Origin of the sequence: Crystallibacter permensis, assembly GCF_025960875.1 — a bacterium.
In the GTDB taxonomy this organism is placed as follows: Bacteria; Actinomycetota; Actinomycetes; order Actinomycetales; family Micrococcaceae; genus Crystallibacter; species Crystallibacter permensis.
The window spans coordinates 292,873-315,096 of record NZ_JAODLR010000001.1; the positions used below are offsets into that span (position 1 = coordinate 292,873).

Sequence of the window (22,224 nt, forward strand, 5' to 3'; positions counted from 1 at the left end):
ATGGCATTGATCCTGCGCTACGCGGCGCGGTCGGATGTAGGCAAGTCCCGTTCCAAGAATGATGATTCCGCCTACGCCGGGCACCATCTGGCTGTTGTGGCAGATGGCATGGGCGGCCACGCGGGCGGCGATGTCGCCTCCGCTTCCACTGTGCTGGACCTGGTCCATCTGGACCGCAGCGACCACGAGGACCCCGCCAACGTCCTGGCCGACGAAATCCAGACCGCCAACTCCATCCTTTCCGAGCTTGTGCAGACCAGCCCCAAGCTCGCCGGCATGGGCACCACGGTGACGGCCCTGCTGCTCCACGATGACCGGCTCGAGTTCGCGCATATCGGGGACTCCCGCGCTTACCGGCTCAAGAACGGCACCTTCGAACAGGTCAGCATCGACCACACCTTCGTCCAGCGGCTGATCGATGAGGGCCGGCTGCGTCCCGAAGAGGCGGAGGTGCATCCGCACCGCAATGTGCTGATGCGGGTCTTGGGCGATGTGGATGCCAGCCCGGAACTGGATCTGGCTTCACACCCCGCCGAGGCCGGCGAGAAGTGGTTGCTGTCCTCGGACGGGCTCGACGCCGTCGTGCCGGACCACGTGATCGAAGACGCGGTCCGCTATTCGGATTCGCTCCAGGACACGGTGGACAAACTCGTGGAGCTCACGCTTGAGGGCGGGGCGCCGGACAATGTCACCGTTGTCATGGTCGAAGTAGTGGAGGCTACCGAAGCGGATCTGGCCGCCGCAGCCGTCCGTTTGAATACGCAGCCGGAGCCCGACGACGCCTTGATCGACGATGCTGCTGCCGTCCCCGCTGCCACTGCTTCCACCGGCCGGCAAAATAACGACGACGGCACCGCCGCAGCTGCGTCCGTCGCGGACGGCGCGGCGGACGCCGTGGACCTGTCCGGCAATCCCATCGGCGCGGTACGGGCCGACTTGATCCGTCGCGAACTCTCCACCCGGCCGCACGTGCTGGTAGGTGCCGCTGCCCTTGCCACGGAGACCGGCCAGATCCCGATCGTTACCCAGCACTCCACGCAACGCCGCGCTGCCGCTCTGCTCACCCACAAGGCCCCTTCCGCCGAAAGCCCGGCTGACGATGAACCGGAGGAGCCCGTACGGCGCGGCTGGATTGTGCCTGCTTTTCTCGCCGTGATGTCCATCCTCCTGGTGGCCGTCCTGTGGTTCGGCTATCTCTGGACCCAGACCCAGTATTTCGTTAGCCAGTTTGAGGGCCGGGTCGCGATCTATAATGGGGTCTCGCAGAACATCGGTCCCATCGAGTTGTCCCATCTGGACACCGCTTACAACATCCGGCTGGAGAGTCTGCCCGTGTACCAGCAGCAGCGGCTGAACTCCAGCATTCCGGCACGGGATCTGGAACATGCCGAAGAAATCGTGGAAAGCCTGCGGGTCACCAGCCGCCGGAACTGTCCTGATCCCGTGCCCACGCCAACGCCGGGCGGTGAGAGGTCTACCTCCTCGCCCTCTGAGTCGGCGTCCCCGACGGCATCCCCGTCGCCGGAGGCAGCAGAGTCGACGGCAAGGCCAACCGCTTCCGCCGCCGGCGGGACCCCAACACCGCAGCCGACGCCGACCATTCCGCCCGAATGCCTAGGTGGTCCCGTTGAGTAACATCACGACTATCCCCAAGCCCCGCCGCAACGTTGAGTTGCTGCTGCTTATTCTTGCCCTTGCTGTCGGCGTAGGCGCGAATTTCCTGGTCGGACTGGACCAGGACCAGGCCCTTGACTCGGATTTCTTCGTTCAGGGGTCTACACTCATCTTCCTAGTCTTCGCCGTGCATATAGTGCTGCGCATCCGTGCAAAATATGCCGACCCGATAATACTTCCCGTCGTGACCGCCATGAACGGTCTCGGTCTGGCCATGATCCACCGGATTGACATCGCAACCGGAGACCAAGCCGCGAACCGTCAGTTGCTCTGGACCGGCATGGCCATCGCTGTCCTCATCGCTGTGATCTGGCTACTCCGGGACCACCGTGTCCTGCGCCGCTTCACGTACATTTCCCTGATTGTCAGCGCCGTCCTGCTGATGCTTCCCCTCCTGCCCGGCATCGGCATGGAGCTCAACGGGGCGCGGATCTGGATCAACCTCGGGTTCGCCACCTTCCAGCCAGGTGAAATTGCGAAGATCACCCTCGCTATATTCTTCGCCGGTTATCTATCGACAAACCGGGACCTGATCCTGCTAGCCGGCAAGAAGCTGGGCCCCCTGCAGCTGCCGCGCTGGAAAGACATGGGCCCCATGGTGGTCGCCTGGCTCGTCAGCATCGGCGTCCTGATTTTCCAGCGGGATCTCGGTTCCTCCATCCTTTTCTTCGGACTGTTCATGGCGATGATCTACATTGCCACCAGCCGGGTCAGCTGGATCCTGATCGGCCTGGTCATGATCGCGTTCGGCGGGTTTGTCGCCTTCAAGCTCTTCCCGCATGTGACCGCCCGGATCGACGGCTGGCTGAACGCTTTTGACCCGGAGGTCTACAACCGCATCGGCGGCAGCCACCAAATTGTCCAGGGCCTGTTCGGTCTGGCCAGCGGCGGCTTGACCGGCACCGGACTGGGCCAGGGACGGCCGGACCTCGTTACCTTCGCCAACAGCGACATGATTATCGCCGCGATGGGCGAAGAACTCGGCCTCATCGGTTTGTCGGCCATTGTCATGCTTTACGTGTTGCTGGTCAGCCGCGGCATCCGCGCCGCCCTCGGCACCCGCGATTCCTTCGGCAAACTGCTCGCCACAGGCCTGTCTTTCACACTGGCACTGCAGTGCTTTGTAGTCATCGGCGGCGTCACCCGCTTGATTCCGCTGACCGGCTTGACCACACCCTTTATGGCGGCCGGCGGTTCCTCCCTGCTCGCCAACTGGCTGATCATCGCGCTGCTGCTGCTGATTTCCGACGCCGCCCGGCGGCCCGCCATGACCGGTCCGATCAGCAGCGGCCAGCCACGGCAACGGGGCCTGGCACGCATCAAAGCCCTGGGCAGCAAGCCCGCCAAGAACCAGGATCCGCACCGCACAGTGGAGGTGAAGAAGCCATGAACCAGGCCATCAGAAATACGTGGGTAGTCGCGATAGCCATGTTCGCGTTGCTCTTCGGTTCCCTGACAGTGGTGCAGTTCTTTGAGGCCGACGACCTCAATGCCAATGACTGGAACAGCCGCACCCTGTACAAGAACTTCGATAAGAACCGCGGCGCCATTCTGGTCGGCGGAGATCCCATTGTGGAGTCGGTCCCGTCCGACGACGAGTTCGAGTACCAGCGCGTCTACAACGAGCCCGAACTCTATGCACCCATCACCGGGTTCTATTCGCTGGTCTACAGCGCCACGCAAATGGAAGCAGCCATGAACGAGGAGCTGTCAGGCAACAGCAACGACTTCTTCTATGACCGGATCCTTCAGCTGTTCTCGGGGTCCCAGGTCGAAGGTGCTTCGGTGGAGCTGACGCTGGATCCGGAGCTTCAGCAGATGGCCTTCGACATGATCCCCGACGGGATGAAGGGGTCCATCGTGGTGATGGAACCGGATACGGGAAACATCCTGGCCATGGCCTCCAAGCCCAGCTTCGACCCGAACCTACTGGCGGGACATAACACCGAGGAAGTCACCTCGAACATGGCCGAGTTGGAGGAAGTGGCCGGTCTCTCGCCGTTCACCAATCCGGCCACGCAGAGCCTCCTGGCACCGGGTTCGGTCTTCAAGCTGGTCGACACCGCAGCCGCCCTCGAGTCCGGCGAATACGACGCGGACAGCGAGCTGGACAACCCGGCCGAGCTGCCCCTGCCCGGAACCAACATCTCCCTGCCGAACTTTGTCAACGGCGGTTGCGCGGCTCGTACCACCGTTGATTTCTCCTTCGCTCTGGAGCAGTCCTGCAACACGCCCTTTGCACAGATCGCGATGGACCTCGGCGAGGACGCCATTGCCGAGCAGGCTCGGAAGTTCGGCTTCGGCGAGGCCTACAAGATTCCGATTCCCGTTACCGCCAGCCAGTTCCCCACCGGCATGAGCGACGACCTGCTGGCCCAGGCCGCGATCGGCCAGTACGACGTCCGCGTGACTCCGCTCCAGGTAGCTATGGTGAGCGCCGCCATTGCCAATGACGGCGTCCTGATGAAGCCGAATCTTGTACGCACGGTCCGCGCCCCCGATCTGCGGGTGCTTGACAGCCCGGAACCCGAAGAACTGCAGCGTTCCCTGTCCGCAGAGAATGCGGAGCTCATCCAGCAGTGGATGGTCAACGCCGTGGACCGCGGCATTGCCAACGGAGCTGCCATTCCCGGCGTCGAGGTTGCAGGTAAAACCGGAACCGCCGAGCTGATGGCCGGCAGCGAGGGCAATAACTCCTGGTTCACCGGTTTCGCTCCCGCCGATGACCCGGAAGCAGTGGTCAGCATCGTCATTGAAGATGTGAACCTGGCCACCGGCTCCCAACTGACTAGTCCGAACGCTCAGAAACTCCTAGAGGCGGTGTTAAATAAGTGAGGCCTACATCGGGTATCACCTTAGGCGGCAGATACCAGCTCACCGAACGTATCGCCATTGGCGGCATGGGTGAAGTCTGGAAGGCACAGGACAAGGTCCTTGGCCGCATTGTTGCCGTCAAAATCCTCAAAGAGGAGTACACCGGTGACCCGGGCTTCCTGAACCGCTTCCGGGCCGAAGCACGTCACACAGCACTGCTGAACCACGTGGGCATCGCCAATGTCTTCGATTACGGCGAAGAGGAAGGCTCCGCGTATCTGGTCATGGAGCTGGTTCCCGGCCAGCCGCTGTCCACGATTATCGAGCGCGAACGCGTGCTCTCGCCGGACCGTACCCTGTCGCTGATCGCGCAGACCGCGCGGGCCCTCGCCGTCGCACATGCCCAGGGACTGGTGCACCGCGACATCAAGCCCGGAAACCTGCTGATCACGCCGGACCGCCGGGTCAAGATCACGGACTTCGGCATCGCCCGCCTCGCCGACCAGGTTCCGCTGACCGCTACCGGCCAGGTCATGGGTACGGCCCAGTATCTTGCTCCGGAACAGGCGACCGGCCAGACCGCTACCGGCCAGAGCGACATCTATTCGCTCGGCGTGATCGGTTACGAATGCCTCTCCGGCGCGCGCCCGTTCTCCGGGGAGTCGCAGATCGCCATTGCCCTGGCCCAGGTCAATGACACGCCGCCGCCGCTGCAGGAAAACCTGCCGCGCCCGATCCGCGCACTGCTGATGTCCATGCTTGCCAAGGATCCCGCCGACCGTCCCGCCACGGCCGAGAAGCTGGCCGAGGCTGCCGAGGCCATCCGCGCCGGTAACATCCGCGCGGCCGAGGCCGCCGTTCCCGGCATGCTCCTTTTCGATGGCGGCGACGCGGCTACCAGCGCGGTTACCGCCCCGGTCCCGTCCGCAGGGACGGCTCCCACGCGGGCCGTTGACGCCGGCACCTCGCAGCTTCCTGCCGTCGGCGGTGCTGGCGCTGCTGCAGGTGCTGCCGCGGCCGGCGGTGTGGGCGCCGAGCGCGCCTGGACCGAAACCGATATTGACGACGACGACGGCGGAGTGCCGCCGCAGGACGCTCGCAAGAGGCGCAGTCCGTGGACCTGGCCGCTGATCGGATTGATCGCGCTGATCCTCTTCGCTGTGCTCGGCGCCTGGCTGGTCCCCCTGCTCACCGCAACGGATGATGAGTCCACACCGCCTCCGGCTGCGACGTCGTCGACAACCAGCAGGTCGGCTACGGCCACCACTACGGAAGCCACCGAGACCACACCCGCCCAGACCCAAGACGCTCCAACAAACACGGCGGATGAACCCTCGACGCCGGATACCGTCCAGCTCGTAGCATCGAGTTTCCAAGGCCGCCCCTTCGAAGAAGTCCGTACGCAGCTCGAGAACGACGGATTCGGCGTCGTCGGCGACCCGGTGCAAAGCGACGTCGAGGAGGGCCTGGTGACCGACATCAGTCCGTCCGGCTCGGTGGAACCGGGCGCGACCATCACGGTGAGTTATTCCGAGGGCCCCGGCACCGTCGATATCCCGGGCGGGCTCTCCGGCCAGTCGGAGCAGCAGGTGCGCGAGTCCCTGCTGCAGCTCGGCTTGAATCCGCAGAACGGGGGCGAGGAACCGAACGACGCCCCCGCCGGCACTGTGATCAGCATGGATCCGGCGCCGGGCACTGCCGTCCCCGAAGGCTCCACCGTCACCTACATTGTCTCTTCCGGTCCCGAAGAGACCCAGGAGCCGGAAGAAACGCTCACCCTGCCCACAACCGTCCCGGACGCGGAGGGATAAGCGTTGTGAACAGTTGCGGACTGGAACATGGAAGGTAAGTACTCAGTGGAAGCGCCCCAGGTCCTGAACGGACGTTACGAGGTAGGTGAACTCATTGGCCGTGGAGGCATGGCCGATGTGCACCTCGGTCGTGACGTCCGTCTGGGACGCACCGTGGCGATCAAGCAGTTGCGTGCCGATCTTGCCCGTGACCCCTCCTTCCAGTCCCGGTTCCGTCGGGAAGCCCAGGCAGTCGCCGGGCTCAACCACCCGGCCATCGTCGCGGTGTACGACACCGGCGAGCAGGAGCTCCCCGGTTCGGCCGCCCATGATGTCAAAGCCCCCTTTATCGTCATGGAGTACGTGCGTGGCCGCACCCTCCGCGACCTGATCCGGTCGGGCGAACTGACCATCGAAAAGTCGGTCGAGTACGCCCTGGGCGTGCTGGCAGCTCTGCAGTACAGCCACCGCTCCGGCATAGTGCACCGGGATATCAAACCCGCCAACGTCATGGTGACCCCGGACGACCACGTGAAGGTCATGGACTTCGGCATCGCGCGCGCCCTGGCGGATTCCGCCGCGACGATGACCCAGACCCAGGCCGTCCTCGGTACCGCGCAGTACCTCTCTCCGGAGCAGGCACGTGGTGAAACGGTGGACGCCCGGAGCGACCTGTACTCTGCGGCCTGCCTGTTGTATGAAATGCTGGCCAGCCGCCCCCCGTTCATCGGCGACAGCCCGGTTTCCGTGGCGTACCAACATGTCAGGGAACTGCCGGAACCGCCCAGCAGTTTCAACCGGAACGTCACTCCCGCCTTGGATTCCGTGTTGGCGCGCGCACTGCAGAAAGACAAAACAGACCGTTTCCAGGACGCAGCCTCCTTTAGCGCGGCGCTTCAAGGCGCCCAAGAAGGCATCGTGGTCGGTGCCGACGAGGCCCGGACCGAAGCGATGCCCGCACAGAACGCTCCGACTGCTGCCTTCACAGCCGCTCCTTTCCCTGTTCCGATAGGAACACCGGGCAGTAACGGCCCCAGCACGCCCAAAGCCGGTGAATCTCCCGACGAGCAGTACGACACCGATGGGCTGGACCAGACCGGCCCCATCAACTCGTCGCCCAACACGGCCGCCATCCCGATGGCGCTGCAGGTCGGCAACGAATCCGACGAAGTAGACACGGGCCGCCGCACCCGACGACGAGCGTGGACCACGGTACTGGTGATCGCGCTAATACTCCTGCTGGCCGGCGGTGGTTTTTACCTCTTCAACTACCTGCGCAATGCCCAGCCCGACATGATCGCCGTACCTCAGGTGGCCGGCATGGAGCAGACGGAGGCCTCCAACACCATCTTCAACCACGGCCTGGTGCCGCAGATCGAGTCCAGGTTCAGCGATGAAGTAGCCGAAGGCGAAGTCATCAGCACCGATCCCGAGGGCGGCACAGCAGCCCTGCCTGACAGCGAAGTCATCATCTATGTGTCGGAGGGCAAGGAGTTCGTCACCATCCCGGAGGACTTCAGCGGCCGGACAGAAGGCGAAGTCCGGGACAAGCTTCGCCAGCTCGGTCTGGTCCCGGGGGAGAACGTCTCGGCCAACAGTGCTGTAATTCCGAGCGGTAATGTCATCGCTACGGATCCCAAGGCCGGCGAAAAGGTCCGCACTGACTCCACCGTGGACCTGGTTATTTCCAATGGCCTGGTGACCGTCCCGGCGCTCCTCGACAAGACGGAGGAGGAGGCCATCAGCCTGCTCCAGGACGACCCCGCCGTCGCGCTGCCCTATCGGGTGGAGCGGGTGGAAAACGAGGTTGTCGAACCCGGCACCGTGACCGCTCAGAGCCACAACGCCGGGAGCAACGTCGCGCAGGGCACTGAAATCGTCATTACTGTTGCCGTCGCGCCGCCGGAGCCGTCCCCGGAACCGACGGATCCGGAGCCCACGGATCCGCCGACGGATCCGGATGAGAACAACGGCAACAATAACGGCGATGACCGCGACCGGGGAAATAACGACGGCGGCCGGGACGACAGCGGCAACGACGGTCGCGACGACAGCAACAGCCGCGCCTACGACGACTCAGACATCCCGTTCCTCTAGGCCGAAGTTACGTAGGTCCAGGAGGCCACCCGGGCTGCGGCTACTTGGTGATCAGCGGGCTCAGGGTCGCCGCGCGCTCCGCTGCGCCTTCCATGCCCAGCGATTCCAGCCAGTTGCCCAGCATGAGGTAGCCGCCCTCGGTCAGCACGGACTCGGGGTGGAACTGTACGCCCCACAGCGGGGCTTCGCGGTGCGCCAGGCCCATGATGACCCCGCCCTCGGTTTCGGCGGTGATCTCAAGCTGCGCGGGAATCGTCTCCCGGACTGCCGCCAGGGAGTGGTAGCGCGTGGCGGTGAAGGGGCTGGGGACGCCCGCAAAGACATTCTGGCCGCTGTGCAGCACCTGGGACGTCTTGCCGTGCATCAGCTCCGCTGCATGGGTCACTACGCCGCCGTAGGCCTCGGCCAGCGCCTGATGGCCCAGGCAGACGCCGAGCATCGGCTTGCTGTTCTCGCCGCACCAGCGGATCAGATCCACGCACACACCCGCCTCGGCGGGGTTGCCGGGCCCGGGGGAGACCAGCACGCCGTCCCGTGCTCCGGCCAGCTCGATTGCTTCGGCAAGTGTCACGTCGTCGTTCCTGACAACGGTCGTCTCGGCTCCAAGCTGCTGCAGGTAGCCCACGAGGGTGTAGACAAAGCTGTCGTAGTTATCGACAACCAGGATGCGGGGAGTGGTGGTCATGATTATTCGATCGTGCCAATCGTGGAATCGGTGAGCGGGTTGAATTGCGAAAGCCAGGGGAAGACAAACTGCAAAAGCAGCAGGACCGCCCCCGCAATCAACAGGATGGATACAATGATCCGCACCCAGAGCGGCCCGGGCAAATGGCGGAAAATCCAGCCGTACATAATCAGCTCCCGCTTCCTGCCGGAGCGGCGGCATACTCGGCCACGCGCTCGGCGATCTCGGCCGGCGGCCCCTCGGACATGGGCTGCCAGCTCTCCATCACGGCGTAGGCAATGATGCGTTCCGTGGCACCGTACCGTGGGTTGCACGCGGTCATGGTCAGATACCGTTCCGTCGGTTCGGCCTCGGGCTTGGTCGGCACCGGAGCAATGACATCCACGCGGTCCGGCATCACAATATGGTTGTTGCGGAAGGTGTACGTGTAGTAGCCGTCCTTGGTTTGCACATAGATTTTGTCGCCGGGGACCAGGGTGTGGATCAGGTCCAGTACCTGCCCGTGGGTCTGCCGGTGTCCGGCAACCGCGAAGTTTCCTACCTCGCCCGGCATCTGGGTGCCCGGGTAATGGCCAAGGCCCAGCGAGTCCAGCACATCAACCCCGACGCCGCTGGTTACCGGCCGGGCGTGGTCCTTCCCGAAGCGCGGCACATAGACGACGGCGAACGTCTCGCCGTATTCGGGCTTGTCCAGAACCGGCGGCTCGGCGTCGTCGTTATTTTCTTCCCCGCTATTCGCTTCCGGGCTGGCGGACGGTGCAGCAGCGGGCAGCTCGAATTCCTCGAAGAGCGAGGTGAGGGCCTCTTCCTGCTTCTGGTTGGACTCGATATTGGTCCACCACAATTCCCAGCCCACAAACAGCAGCGCCACCAGGCCCAAGGTGATCAGCAGCTCACCGATCACTTGAACGACAACCTGCACCGGCGACCTGCGCCCGCTGGACTTTCGCCGTCGCCGGCGGCCCGGGACAGCAGAATTCACAGCGTCCGCCACGGCACCTCCAGGTTGGTGTTGCGACCGCGCACTTCCGGTAGGAGCGGCGTGGTCACAACCGCAGAACAGTATTAGTAGACTAAACAGCTAGAACATGCTGATTAAAGGTCTCTGAAGCAGAATACCTTCTATAGTCGGCAGAGAATGTCCGCTACTGATGACAACCGCCGGTTTTCGCTGATGCTTCAGGCCGGTGAAGGAGGACCCATGCCAGAGTCTAAGCCCCGCAAAAGAAGCGAACGCAGGCCGCAGACGACGGCGGCGCCCGAGTACAAGCCGAACCCGGTGTGGTTCAAGCCGGTGATGTTCGGTTTGATGATCATCGGCCTGCTGTGGATCATCGTTTTCTACATCACCGAGGCACAGTGGCCGATCGCCGCTGCCGGCTCCTGGAATATCATGATCGGATTCGGCATTGCGATCGCGGGCTTCCTGATGACCACCAAGTGGCGTTCATAGAAGCGTTCCAGACCGCGGGATAAAGCAACGGCCGTCGGAAACTATCTCCGGCGGCCGCTGCTTTTTTATTTTTGTTACGCTTTGCCCGCCTCGGCGACAGCGCTCACCGCAGCGGTGACGGCGGGTGCTACCCGTGGATCCAGCGGGCTGGGGACGATGTAGTCGGCGCTGAGATCGCTGGCAGCAATGTCGGCGATGGCCTGGGCGGCGGCTACCTTCATCTCCGAGGTGATCTTCTTCGCACCGGAATCCAGAGCCCCGCGGAAGATGCCGGGGAAGGCCAGAACGTTATTGATCTGGTTCGGGAAATCACTGCGCCCGGTGGCCACTACCTTGGCGTACCGGCGGGCGATCTCGGGATGCACCTCCGGGTCCGGGTTCGACAATGCGAAGACAATAGCGTCCTCGGACATCCCGGCGAGCTGCTCTTCCGGAATCGTTCCGGCCGAAACTCCCACGAACACGTCGGCACCGTTAAGAGCTTCAGCGCTGCCGCCGGTGGTTCCGCGCGGATTAGTGCGCTCGGCGTAGGTGGCCTTGATCCCGGACAGGTCCTGGCGGCCCGAATGGATGATGCCCTTGGAATCCAGGATCGTCACGTCGGAGATACCGGCGGTCATGAGGATCTCGGACACGGCGATGCCTGCCGCGCCGGCCCCTGAAACGACAACCTTCAGGGACGAGAGCTCGCGCTGTACGAACTTGGCGGCGTTGGTGAGGGCCGCCAGAACAACGACGGCGGTGCCGTGCTGGTCATCGTGCATCACCGGCATGTCCAGGGCTTCGATGAGGCGCTCTTCGATCTCGAAGCACCGGGGCGCGGAAATGTCCTCGAGGTTGACGGCGCCGAAGCTCGAACGCAGCCGCACAACGGTTTCAACGATCTCGTCAACATCGGTGGATTCTATGACCAGCGGAATGGAATCCAGGCCGGCGAATTTCTGGAACAGTGCTGCCTTCCCTTCCATCACCGGCAGGGACGCGCTGGCCCCGATGTTGCCGAGTCCCAGGACGGCCGTACCGTCGCTGACCACCGCGACGAGACGGGAAGCCCAGGTGTACTTTTGGGCCAGTTCCGGCTCGGCGTGGATGGCACGGCTGACCTGTGCCACACCCGGGGTGTAGGCGATGGAGAGATCGCGCTTGTCATTGAGCGGCGCGGTCAGTCCGACCGTGAGCTTGCCACCCTCATGGGCAGCGAAAATCTCTTCGGTTGTCAGCTCGATCGGCGTCGAGTTCACGGTTTCAGCAGTCACTTGTATGTCCTTTTCTGAGCATCCGGCGATCCGGAAGAACGCATGGTGGTCGGGCATCACAGCACATGCATACAGGAGGCGGATCCTCTACCGGCGGGCCGTCGGGCTGTGCGCGGCGACGCCGGTGGCGGTATTACACGGCAAATCTTGCTCAACGTCGCCTGGCCTGTCGGCGACCGTCTCGGTTTCGGCTGGTCGAGCCGACACTCGTTTCAATACGTTACCGGACAGCGCACCACGGCAGCGGGGATGTTTCCCAAAAATTTCCCTATATTTCGCAATTTGCGGCAAGCCAGCTAGCGTGCCGCGACACCTCGTCTCGTGGCCGGGCCAGGGGCAACCTCCACTTCTGCGCATCCACGCGCTCACTGCTGACTAAGGAATTCGGTGGCCAAGCGCAAAGTATTCCGGTTCGTCCAGGGCGGCCATCCGGCTGGCATCAGGAATGGATTCCAGTCTTCCTCCGGTTGCTGTAGCGACAGCCTGCATTTCTTTGTAGCCCACCAGATCATCGTCCTGGCCCTAAATCCAACCGTGGGAACGTCCGGCTGGCCCAGGCGGGGCACAAAATACAGGCGCATCGTCAATGGTCCGTAGGCGCTGATCTGCCACTCGTCGAGGATCGTCTCCTGTGGCTCACTAGCGATAGCCCCCCCAGCTCGCCAGAGGGAGGATAGAGCCAAGGCCAGAGGTGAGTGTACCTGCCGTGAGGGAAGCAGCAAGCGACCTTCGAACGGCCGCAGATGAACGACCAGCCACATCGCAAACCTGGCGGCCGTCTGGTGTCAATGCCGCCCGGGGCTACCAGAACCAAGCGGATTACAATGCCTGGATTATTCTGGTGTAGCCGATCGAGAGCCCCGCTCTTATGGAAGTCCCCAATATGGCGATCCCTGGCAGCCCCAGGTAGCTGAGCAACTCGGAAATAACTTGTGCACACAACTCCTTGGTAATCAGATGCTGCCATGGACGGCTAGCACCGTGCTTCGGCAGATCAATCGCATAAGCCTGGTGTCCCGGGACAACTCGGCACTGTCCAGCATCGCGCAGCGCAGCAGCAATACCGGCGGCGGATCGAGCTGGTCGGCATCGTAGAGCTGCACCGGGCCCCCGCGAGCGTGAGCGCCGTCGAATCGGTAAAAGCGCTGTCTGCCATTGGATGAGCCTTGTTGTCAGGAGCGCGCTTGTTTTAGATCGCCGTCGGCAAAGTACCAAAAAATGTAGTTTGCACAAGTTGTGCACGGAGTTATCCACAGGCGTGTATAACTTTGGGGGAAACTTTGTCATGCCCGTGGATTGTTGCCGCCGTTGAGCCGCTTCAGAGGTAGACATTTGTGTTAGTCACAGGAGTGTAAGTTATCCACGCTGTGCATAACTCCTGTGGATAACCGCCGAAAAGATGTGAAAACAGGGATCGCGTCGCCGGCGTGAGTCGCTGAATACCCTTCTCCTGGGTACAACTTCTTCGCTTGCCCGTTCTGCCTCCGCATTCGGCCGTGCCCATGGGGAGCGAAGCGGTCTAAGCGTTGAGACCAGAATCAGCGGGGTTGCAGGGGCGGAACTGCGACATTCCCGCTGACACCTAGCAACTACGCAGTTCGAAGGCACTTGGCAGGACTCCTCGGAGTTAAGGACCACGGCAGGTGGCCGCTGATGGATAGTTATCCACAGCCCCCAGTTTTCAGTGGGGATACATCTTCGATCGTATGTTCTACTGTTCATTTCACGCTGCCTTGAACTTATCCACAGGGGTTATACACAACGGGGATAAGTTACACACATGTAATTCCACAGCTGTGGATACTGCCCTGACAGTGATCACAGAATTTAACCTCGGCTACGACAAAGAGTTATGCACTCCTGTGGAAAACTCTGTGCACAACTGTGAACAACTTGCGGGCTGTGTTCAGGAGAGATCTGCTGCCTTCCGCCGAGCAACCAGACCGGAGGTTTCCACAGGTGCGCCCAGAGCTTCCGAAGGCTAAGAATGCGTTAAACGGAAACGGCCGGCACCGCTGCGGTTGCAGCAGTACCGGCCGTATGGCCCTTGGACCTATTGGGGCAACGTCACCATCAATGACCCGATCCAGGTCAGGACCACCAGCAACACCGCAATGCCCGCCAGGCCGGCCCATTGCAACCGCTGCTGCTTGTCCCCGCGGGGAACAAAAGCAATGGCGGCAGCAGCCAACGCACCGGTGACCATGCCACCAATGTGTGCCTGCCACGAGATGCCCGGGAAGAAGCTGATGACGATATTGATGCCGATCAGCACCAGGATGCCGCGGACATCCTGTTTCCGCTGCAACTGGACAATCAACAGGGTGGTAAAAAGCCCGAAAACGCCGCCGGACGCACCCACGACGCCTTGGTTTATTTCACCGAGCAGGAGCACTGCAACCGACCCGCCCCAGATCGATAGGAGGTAAAGCGCCACGAATTTCAGACGCCCCAACAACGGTTCAAGGTGTTGCCCGAAGATCCAGAGCGCATACATGTTAAAAGCGATGTGCAGGAGAAGGCCGGTTGAATGCAGGAAGCCTGCAGTGATCATCCGCCACGGTTCGAAGGGCAGCCCCGGAATCTGGGCGGTGTAAAGGGGAGCATAGACAAGATTCGCTTGAATAACGCCGGGCAACACCCACTGCAGAATATAAATCGCAACGCAAAGCGCGATGATGGTGAGCGTCACCACCGGCCTGCCGGTGGTCACCGCTCCTCCGTAGGCCGTGCGATAGGCGGGGAGATTGCGCGCCTGTTCCTTGACGCATTCCACACACTGGATGCCTACGGCGGCCGTCCGCTGGCACTCGGGGCAAGTCGGTCGCCCGCAGCGCTGGCACCGGACGTAGGAAATGCGGTCCGGATGGCGTGGACAGACAGGAACTTCGGATTGCGGCTGTTCCGCTGGCATCCCGTAGGACATGAGGGGGCGTCTCCTGGAGGAAAGCTGGTTAAGAAAAATGTCCCCGCCCGGACTCGGCCGGACGGGGATGGTTGGGGTCTTAGAGCTGCTCGACTGTGATGTTGTTGATAACAACGTCTTCCAGCGGCTTATCCCGCATGTCCGTAGCCACATTGTTCAGCTTGTCCACAATCGCGCGCGAGGACTCGTCGGTCACGTCACCGAAGATGGTGTGCTTTCCCTGCAGCCAAGTAGTCGGGGTCGTCGTGATGAAGAACTGCGAACCGTTCGTTCCGCGGCCACCCTGGAGACCGGCATTGGCCATCGCGAGCTTGTAGGGCTCGGTGAAGTCCAGATCGGGGTTGATCTCGTCGTCGAACTGGTAGCCCGGGCCGCCTACGCCCTGTCCGAGCGGATCTCCGCCCTGCAGCATGAAGTCCTTGATGATGCGGTGGAAGATGACGCCATCGTAAAGGGGGGCATTGGTTTCTTCGCCGGTCGCCGGGTGCTTCCAGGTGATTTCGCCCGTCGCGAGGCCGACGAAGTTTTTGACCGTCTTCGGGGCATGGTTGCCGAAGAGGTTAAGCACGATGTCGCCATGGTTGGTGTGAATGGTTGCTTTAGCTGTAGGAATAGCAGTCATAGAGCCATTCTTCCACGCGGCTGCAAGGAAATTGCCAGCGGCGCCTGGTTCCGCGTTCAGTGAAAATACCTGTTATTCAAGGACCGGCATAGCACCTTGTCGCACGCACGAAGTAGTCTGAGTGTGGACCGTCACCATCTCCGGGAGGTAGTAGTGAAGAAAACCGAACGTTTAGCCCGTGATCTAGAGGGCACTGTCACTGTCGGTGTGGAAAATGCCCGTGATTGGGCCACTCCTCGGGTAGAGGCTGCGTTGAACTGGGCGGTGCCGCGTATCGAAAAGGGCATCGGAACAGCTTCTCCCAGAATCCAGGAGGGCATTCAGCGGGCTGCTCATGACCTGTCACAAGGCGTCTCAACAGTGACCCCCAAGATTCAGGCTGAGCTGGACAAGATTGCCCCGAAGATTGCCCAGATTGTCGATGACGCAACTCCGCGCATCCAGGGCACATTGGACAAGGCATCTCCGGCCATCACCCACGCCCGGGACAAGGTCGTCGGCGAGTACATACCGACTCTGTCCGAGCGGGTCGGCAGTGCGGGGGAGAATCTTTCACGTTCCCTCGACAAGTCGGCTGCGGTAAAGGTCGTGGGGTCGAAGAAGATGATCCGCAAGGCCCAGAAGGCGGCCGCTGCATCCGCCAAGGAAGCAGCCAAGGAACTGAAGAAGCAGCAGAAGTCCGGCAAGGGCAAGGGCTGGCTTATTGCCGGCGTTATTGGTGCGGCTGCGGCTGCCGGTGTCGCAGCATGGCGTGCCTCCCGGCCGGTTGAAGATCCTTGGAAGACCCCGGTCACGCCAACCCCTACTCCGGTTCCCAACACTTCGGCCGCTCCGACCGCATCGACAGCAGACGTCGCAGACACGGGAAAGCAAGCTGCCGCAGCCGCTTCGGCAACGCTGGCTGACAAAACTACCGACGCAGCAGCGAGCGTTTCCGGTACCGCCAAGCACGCTGCCACCGAGGCAAAGGCAGACGCGGACAAAGCCGCCGAAGCTGCCAAGGATTCAGTAGATCGGTCCGCCGAGGCCGCCAAGAACGCGGCCGATGCCTCGGCAGCCACGACGACCTCCGCCGCGGAGGGCGCAGCACGAGTCGCCAATTCAGCGGCCAAGGACGCAGCAGACAAGGCTGGAACGGCCTCGGATGCGGCGAAGGACAGCAACAAGTAACGCATCTTCCACAGATGGTAAATGAGGTCCCTGCTTCGGTGGGGACCTCATTTTAACTCCGGATGAATCCCCACGGGATGCTGATAGATTCAGTCCCATGCAGACTCCGAAGCCGAGCGTTTCGATTGTAATTCCCGCCTTCAACGAAGAGTCGGTGATTCGACAGTGTCTTTTCGCGGCCATATCCCAGTCGAAACCTCCTGCCGAAATCATCGTTGTGGACAACAAATCGACCGATCGGACAGTCGAACTCGTACGGCAGATGCAGGACGAATATCCGGACGCGCCCCTCGTCCTGCTCTCCCAGGACCAGAAACAAGGCCTTATCCCGACCCGAAACTTCGGCCTGGACCACGCTACCGGTGAAGTGCTGGGGCGGATCGATGCCGATTCCATCCTGGAACCAGACTGGGTGGAACACCTTCAGAATGCCTTTCTGGATCCCGAGGTCATGGCCGCCACCGGCCCGGTGCTGTACTACGACATGCCCCTGCGCCGCTTCGGACTCCAAGCCGACGACCGGATGCGCAGGTTCGTGCTGAAGCTGGCGAAGAAGCAGTATCACTTTCTTTTCGGCTCCAACATGGCCATCCGCAGGGGAGCTTGGGAGATCATCCGCAATGAAGTGTGCCTCGACGAAGAAGACGAGATGCATGAGGACATCGATATCTCCGTCCACCTTGCCGAGCATGCACTTCGCATCCTGTACGTTCCCGAAATGATCAGCGGGATGTCCGCCCGCCGGCTGGAGGACTCGCCCAAGGACTATCGGTATTACGTGACGCGGTTCGACCGGACCTACAAGAACCACAAGATTAAGCGCCGGGTGCTGAGGGTTCCCACGCTGATCTTTATGAGCGTCTACTATCCGGCGAAAATCCTGCGCAGGGTCCATCAGGCCCGCACGAAACAGATCGTCCCGCGCGGCGGAATCTGATCACTCCGGCGGCCGTGCCGAGGGCCGGACGGAGGAGGCCGAGCCCTTTCTCATACGGCGGTGAACGGAACGGTTCTGAAACAGAACGACGACGGCAAGTCCCGCCATGATGAGGGCGAGGCCGAGGTAAGTACCCCAGGGCAGCGCCTCATGCAGGAACACGGCAGCCAGTATGGCAGCGCCAGGAATCTCCAGCAGGATAATCATGGAGACCACCAGAGGACTCAAGGTGGCGAGCAGGTAATTAAAGACCGTGTGGCCCATCAGCTGCGCGACAGCCGTCACGGCCAGAATGCCAATCCACGCTTCCGGTGGGAATGCCACAAGGGACTGCCCCGACACGAGGCACATCACCAGCAGAATGCCCGAACAGATCCCGTAGCACAGGGTGGTGTAGGTTCCGGTCGAGAGTGTCCGGCGCACTTTGCCACCGGCGATTGTGTAAATGCCTGCCATGGCCCCGCCAACGACCGCAAGCACGTCCCCTGTAATGGCCTCGGATGAAAGCTGCAGATCGAATCCCGAAATCACGACGACGCCGCCAAGGGCCAGCCCCAGGCCCACGAGTACCTGCGGAGCGCTGCGGATGCCCCGGAACAGGTTGAAAACCGCGATCCAGGCCGACTGGAGGCATACTAAGGCAGTAGCAGCAGCAACGGATGTCAGCTGCAGTGCCGTGATGAAACAGGCGAAATGGAGGGCCAGCGCAAGTCCTGCGATGGCACTCCACTTCACGTCCGACGTCGTGAGTCGGCGAAATTCCTGCCGTCGCGTGAGGCCAGCGGGCACGCCCATGACTACGCCGCCGAGGAAGTTGCGCCAAAAGGCGATGGCAAGCGCGGGTGCGGCCGTCGCGGCCATGATGGGACCAGAAGCGGCGACGCCGAGGACACCCAGAGCAGCGAGGAAGAAAGTCACATCCTCACCGTAAGGTGTGCAGGCGGCATACTCCCAGTTGTTCGTCGGGCAAGGGCATACATGCAAAAGATCCCGGTCCTAACGGACCGGGATCTTTTTATTCGGTGGAGGCAAGGGGACTCGAACCCCTAACCCCCTGCTTGCAAAGCAGGTGCGCTACCAATTGCGCCATGCCCCCGAAAGGAACCTCACCAGTATAACCTAGCTGGCTTTGGAGCTAATCAACCTTATCGGTCGACTTGCTCCACGCGGACTTCTCCGCTTCGGATTCCTGCCACTTCTTGTAGACGACCGCACCTGCGACTGCAGCTGCCAGAACCAGCAACTTCTTCACAGCGTCCTCCATAAGTCGGAACAGTTTTCCGTGGGCGTACCAGGACTTGAACCTGGGACCTCTTCGTTATCAGCGAAGCGCTCTAACCGCCTGAGCTATACGCCCCCTTGCCCCGTCGGGCCGAAATATGACTTTACAGCACATCCCGACGCAACTCCAAATCGGCCCGCAGCGTGCCTGCGGGACGCGTCTGCTGATGCAGAAAACCCTCCTCCACCGACGGATATCCGTGGTGAAGGAGGGTTGTTCGGTACTGGTCTCAGTCGTCGGTGAGGGTAACGCCGATGCCGCCGACCAAGGTGGCAGAGATGTTGTAGAGCACGGCCGAAAGCATCGCCAGCGCCGTCAGGAGTACGACGTTGACTACCGCGATGATGGTCGCGAATGACGCCACCTGGCCCAGCGAAGCATAGGCCCGCAGGTCGAAAGCTCCGCCCTCGCTGCCAGCGATTTCCGTCAGCAGGTCATTGACGCGGTCGAAGATGCCGGTGATATCCAGCGTGGTCCACAAAACGATGGACGCAACAACTGTCACGATGCCCAGCGCCACGGAGAGCAGGAATGCCATCTTCAGTACCGACCAGGGGTCCACCTTGCTGACTAGCAGGCGCGCGCGACGGGCCTTGGCCTTCGGTGCCGGACGGACCAGTCCTGGACGTGATGCCTGGCCCGCCGGACGCGTGCCAGCGGGACGCGCGCCGGAACTTCCGCCAGAGCGTGCTCCCGCCGCCGGCTTTTGCCCTGTCCCGCCCGACGGACGTTGCGATGGCTTCGCCGGAGGGTTGCGAGGAGCCCCTACGCGCGGTGCATTAGCCGGCCGGGTACCCGGCCGGGGCGTATTGGGTGTGCTCACTCGTTACCTCCGTTTTCCGGCGCCTCTGCTGCCTCGTCGGCAACTGATGGCATTTGGTCTGCATTCAACGGTACTTCATCAGCAGGCCGCTGCGCAGATTCTGCTGTTTCGACAGCCTCACCTGGAACATCAGCCTCATCACTACCGGCATCTTCCTCCGAATCGGCGCCCAAACCCCGTTCGGAGTTCTTGGCGACGGCGATGATTCGGTCCTTCTTATCCGGTTTGGCAAAGATAACGCCCATGGTGTCCCGGCCCTTGGCAGGCACGCCGGTGACCGAGGAACGGACTACCTTTCCACTGGCCATGACCACCAGGACCTCGTCCTCTTCCTGGACGACAAACGCGCCAACCAGGTTTCCGCGGTCCTCGGCATACTTGCCGACCTTAATACCCAGGCCACCGCGTCCCTGAACCCGATATTCCCCAACGCTCGTCCGTTTGGCGTAACCGCCCTCGGTGACGATGAAGACAAATGAGTTATCTGTAACGACGTCGGCCGTCAGCAGCTCATCTTCTTCGCGGAACTTCATTCCAGTCACACCGGACGTTGCGCGGCCCATCGGGCGCAGGGCCTCGTCCGTGGCGGTGAAGCGCAGGGACTGGCCCTTGCGGGACACAAGCATCAGGTCATCGGTCTCGGAAACAAGCTGTGCAGAAACCAGTTCGTCTTCGTCCCGCAGGTTGATGGCGATGACACCGGCCGACCGGTTCGTGTCATAGTCCTCAAGCCGGGTTTTCTTGATCAGGCCGCGCTTAGTTGCCAGCACCAGATAGGGAGACTGCTCATAGTCGCGCAGCTCCAGCACCTGGGCAATGTGCTCGTCCGGCTGGAAGGCCATCAGGTTGGCCACATGCTGGCCCTTCGCATCCCGTCCGGCTTCTGCGAGTTCGTAGGTCTTCGCCCGGTAGACCCGGCCAAGGTTGGTGAAGAACAACAGCCAGTGGTGCGTCGTGGTGACAAAGAAGTGTTCCACCACGTCGTCCCCGCGCAGCTGTGCGCCCTTGATGCCCTTGCCGCCGCGCTGCTGCGAACGGTAGTTGTCGATGCGGGTCCGCTTGACGTAGCCGCCGCGGGTGATGGTGACGACCATTTCCTCTTCCGGAATGAGGTCTTCCATGCTCATATCGCCGTCGTAACCCATTGCGATCTGGGTGCGGCGGTCATCGCCGTACTTGTCGGTGAGTTCCTGCAGCTCTTCACTAACGATGCCGCGCTGGACTTCCTCCGAGGCGAGAATCCGGTTGAACTCGGTGATCATGCGCTCGAGTTCGGCATGGCGGTCCTGGATTTTCTGGCGTTCCAAAGCGGCAAGCCGGCGCAGCTGCATATCGAGGATTGCCCGGGCCTGGAGCTCGTCAATATCCAGCAGCCCCATGAGGCCGTCGCGCGCTTCCTCAGTGGTGGCCGAGGCGCGGATGAGCGCGATTACTTCGTCCAGCGCGTCCAAGGCCTTGAGCAGGCCCCGCAGGATATGCGCCTCTTCCTCCGCCTTCCGCAGCCGGTAGCGTGTCCGCCGTACGATTACTTCCAGCTGGTGGGTGACCCAGTGCCGAATGAAGGCATCGAGGGTCAGGGTGCGCGGTACGCCGTCGACGATCGCCAGCATGTTTGCCGCGAAATTCTCCTGCAGCTGCGTGTGCTTGTACAGGTTGTTCAGCACCACCTTGGCCACGGCATCGCGCTTGAGCACAATCACCAGGCGCTGGCCGGTGCGGCCGGAGGTCTCATCGCGCAGGTCCGCGATGCCGCTGATCTTGCCGTCCTTGACCAGATCAGCGATTTTGATCGCAAGGTTATCCGGATTGGCTTGGTAGGGAAGTTCCGTCACTACCAGGCAGGTGCGGCCCTGGATTTCTTCCACGTTGACCACGGCGCGCATCGGAATAGATCCGCGGCCGGTCCGGTAGGCATCTTCAATGCCCTTGTGGCCCAGGATCTGTGCGCCGGTCGGGAAATCCGGGCCCTTGATGCGCAGTATGAGTGCTTCCAGCAATTCCTCGCGGGAAGCTGTGGGGTTCTGCAGGTACCACTGCACGCCGTCGGCGACTTCACGCAGGTTGTGCGGCGGGATGTTGGTGGCCATACCGACGGCGATGCCGGACGAGCCGTTAATCAGCAGGTTGGGGAAGCGCGACGGCAGGATGGTCGGTTCCTGGTTCTTGCCGTCGTAGTTGTCCTGGAAGTCGACGGTTTCCTCGTCGATGTCGCGCACCATCTCCATGGCGAGCGGGGCCATTTTGGTCTCGGTGTACCGTGGGGCCGCAGCGCCGTCGTTACCCGGGGATCCGAAGTTGCCCTGCCCCAGCGCGAGCGGATAACGCATGGTCCAATCCTGGATCAGGCGCACCAACGCATCGTAGATGGCAGAGTCGCCGTGCGGGTGGTACTGGCCCATGACCTCGCCGACCACGCGCGCGCACTTGTTGAACGAACGGTCCGGGCGGTAGCCGCCGTCGAACATCGCGTACAGCACTCGCCGGTGGACCGGCTTGAGCCCGTCCCGGACATCCGGCAGAGCACGCCCGACGATGACCGCCATGGCGTAGTCCAGGTACGATCGCTGCATTTCGGTCTGCAGGTCGACCTGCTCGACCCGGTCCGTCAGAATATCGCCTTCCAACGGGATGTCCCCGGCAACACCCTCGGGGAGGTCCGGAGTCTCTTCGTCGCTCATCGTTGCGTTCCTTCTGT

Annotated in this window: 18 protein-coding genes and 2 tRNA genes; 8 read left to right on the forward strand and 12 right to left on the reverse strand. The window is 62.1% G+C overall.

Annotation, left to right across the window (positions count from 1 at the left end):
* The 5 genes from B0G38_RS01435 to pknB are packed head-to-tail and all read left to right on the forward strand — an operon-like array spanning position 1 to position 8,375.
* Positions 1-1,635: a PP2C family protein-serine/threonine phosphatase gene (locus B0G38_RS01435; protein WP_264667781.1), complete on the forward strand. Its 1,635-nt coding sequence runs from the start codon at positions 1-3 to the stop codon at positions 1,633-1,635.
* On the forward strand, positions 1,628-3,064 hold the full coding sequence (locus B0G38_RS01440; RefSeq protein ID WP_264667782.1) for an FtsW/RodA/SpoVE family cell cycle protein: 1,437 nt from the start codon (positions 1,628-1,630) through the stop codon (positions 3,062-3,064). Before B0G38_RS01435 ends, B0G38_RS01440 begins: the two co-directional genes overlap by 8 nt.
* Complete coding sequence (locus B0G38_RS01445; RefSeq protein ID WP_264667783.1) at positions 3,061-4,509, forward strand: peptidoglycan D,D-transpeptidase FtsI family protein; 1,449 nt, start codon at positions 3,061-3,063, stop codon at positions 4,507-4,509. Before B0G38_RS01440 ends, B0G38_RS01445 begins: the two co-directional genes overlap by 4 nt.
* On the forward strand, positions 4,506-6,299 hold the full coding sequence (locus tag B0G38_RS01450; protein WP_264667784.1) for a protein kinase domain-containing protein: 1,794 nt from the start codon (positions 4,506-4,508) through the stop codon (positions 6,297-6,299). The genes B0G38_RS01445 and B0G38_RS01450 overlap by 4 nt, the downstream gene beginning before the upstream one ends.
* A gap of 27 nt (positions 6,300-6,326) precedes the next feature.
* The gene (gene pknB, locus B0G38_RS01455) at positions 6,327-8,375 is read left to right on the forward strand and encodes a Stk1 family PASTA domain-containing Ser/Thr kinase (protein ID WP_413542011.1); all 2,049 of its coding nucleotides are present in this window, start codon (positions 6,327-6,329) and stop codon (positions 8,373-8,375) included.
* A 40-nt stretch (positions 8,376-8,415) separates the two neighbouring features.
* On the opposite strand, the gene B0G38_RS01460 is transcribed toward pknB, so the two are convergent.
* The 3 genes from B0G38_RS01460 to B0G38_RS01470 are packed head-to-tail and all read right to left on the reverse strand — an operon-like array spanning position 8,416 to position 10,054.
* A complete protein-coding gene (locus B0G38_RS01460; protein WP_264667785.1) occupies positions 8,416-9,060 on the reverse strand; it encodes an aminodeoxychorismate/anthranilate synthase component II in 645 nt (214 codons plus the stop codon).
* A gap of 2 nt (positions 9,061-9,062) precedes the next feature.
* Positions 9,063-9,227, reverse strand: coding sequence for a hypothetical protein (locus B0G38_RS01465; RefSeq protein ID WP_169992143.1), 165 nt, complete (start codon positions 9,225-9,227; stop codon positions 9,063-9,065).
* Between the two features lie 2 nt (positions 9,228-9,229).
* The gene (locus B0G38_RS01470; RefSeq protein ID WP_264667786.1) at positions 9,230-10,054 is read right to left on the reverse strand and encodes a class E sortase; all 825 of its coding nucleotides are present in this window, start codon (positions 10,052-10,054) and stop codon (positions 9,230-9,232) included.
* 207 nt (positions 10,055-10,261) lie between these two features.
* On the opposite strand from B0G38_RS01470, the gene B0G38_RS01475 reads away from it, so the two are divergent.
* Complete coding sequence (locus B0G38_RS01475; protein WP_074703149.1) at positions 10,262-10,513, forward strand: cell division protein CrgA; 252 nt, start codon at positions 10,262-10,264, stop codon at positions 10,511-10,513.
* Between the two features lie 74 nt (positions 10,514-10,587).
* Here B0G38_RS01475 and B0G38_RS01480 read toward each other — a convergent pair whose 3' ends face one another.
* The 3 genes from B0G38_RS01480 to B0G38_RS01490 all read right to left on the reverse strand — a co-directional run bounded on the left by B0G38_RS01480 (position 10,588) and on the right by B0G38_RS01490 (position 15,317).
* Positions 10,588-11,769 (reverse strand): NAD(P)-dependent malic enzyme, encoded by a 1,182-nt coding sequence (locus B0G38_RS01480; protein ID WP_264667787.1) that lies wholly within the window; start codon positions 11,767-11,769, stop codon positions 10,588-10,590.
* A gap of 2,053 nt (positions 11,770-13,822) precedes the next feature.
* Positions 13,823-14,695: a rhomboid family intramembrane serine protease gene (locus B0G38_RS01485; protein ID WP_264667788.1), complete on the reverse strand. Its 873-nt coding sequence runs from the start codon at positions 14,693-14,695 to the stop codon at positions 13,823-13,825.
* 79 nt (positions 14,696-14,774) lie between these two features.
* Positions 14,775-15,317, reverse strand: coding sequence for a peptidylprolyl isomerase (locus tag B0G38_RS01490; RefSeq protein ID WP_264667789.1), 543 nt, complete (start codon positions 15,315-15,317; stop codon positions 14,775-14,777).
* Positions 15,318-15,677: 360 nt separating this feature from the next.
* Between B0G38_RS01490 and B0G38_RS01495 the strand changes: the two genes are divergently transcribed.
* Both B0G38_RS01495 and B0G38_RS01500 read left to right on the forward strand, forming a co-directional pair.
* Complete coding sequence (locus B0G38_RS01495; protein ID WP_264667790.1) at positions 15,678-16,487, forward strand: hypothetical protein; 810 nt, start codon at positions 15,678-15,680, stop codon at positions 16,485-16,487.
* Between the two features lie 97 nt (positions 16,488-16,584).
* Positions 16,585-17,424, forward strand: coding sequence for a glycosyltransferase family 2 protein (locus B0G38_RS01500; RefSeq protein WP_264667791.1), 840 nt, complete (start codon positions 16,585-16,587; stop codon positions 17,422-17,424).
* Here B0G38_RS01500 and B0G38_RS01505 read toward each other — a convergent pair whose 3' ends face one another.
* The 6 genes from B0G38_RS01505 to gyrA form a co-directional block, all read right to left on the reverse strand.
* Entirely contained in the window at positions 17,425-18,342 is a 918-nt protein-coding gene (locus B0G38_RS01505; RefSeq protein ID WP_264667792.1) for a DMT family transporter, read from the reverse strand.
* 105 nt (positions 18,343-18,447) lie between these two features.
* Positions 18,448-18,520 (reverse strand) — tRNA-Ala (locus B0G38_RS01510).
* A 39-nt stretch (positions 18,521-18,559) separates the two neighbouring features.
* Positions 18,560-18,676, reverse strand: a complete 117-nt coding sequence (locus B0G38_RS01515; protein WP_211482295.1) for a DLW-39 family protein — start codon at positions 18,674-18,676, stop codon at positions 18,560-18,562.
* A gap of 31 nt (positions 18,677-18,707) precedes the next feature.
* Positions 18,708-18,781 (reverse strand) — tRNA-Ile (locus B0G38_RS01520).
* Positions 18,782-18,935: 154 nt separating this feature from the next.
* On the reverse strand, positions 18,936-19,529 hold the full coding sequence (locus B0G38_RS01525) for a DUF3566 domain-containing protein (RefSeq protein WP_264667793.1): 594 nt from the start codon (positions 19,527-19,529) through the stop codon (positions 18,936-18,938).
* Complete coding sequence (gene gyrA / locus B0G38_RS01530) at positions 19,526-22,207, reverse strand: DNA gyrase subunit A (RefSeq protein ID WP_264667794.1); 2,682 nt, start codon at positions 22,205-22,207, stop codon at positions 19,526-19,528. Before gyrA ends, B0G38_RS01525 begins: the two co-directional genes overlap by 4 nt.
* Positions 22,208-22,224 lie beyond the last annotated feature (17 nt).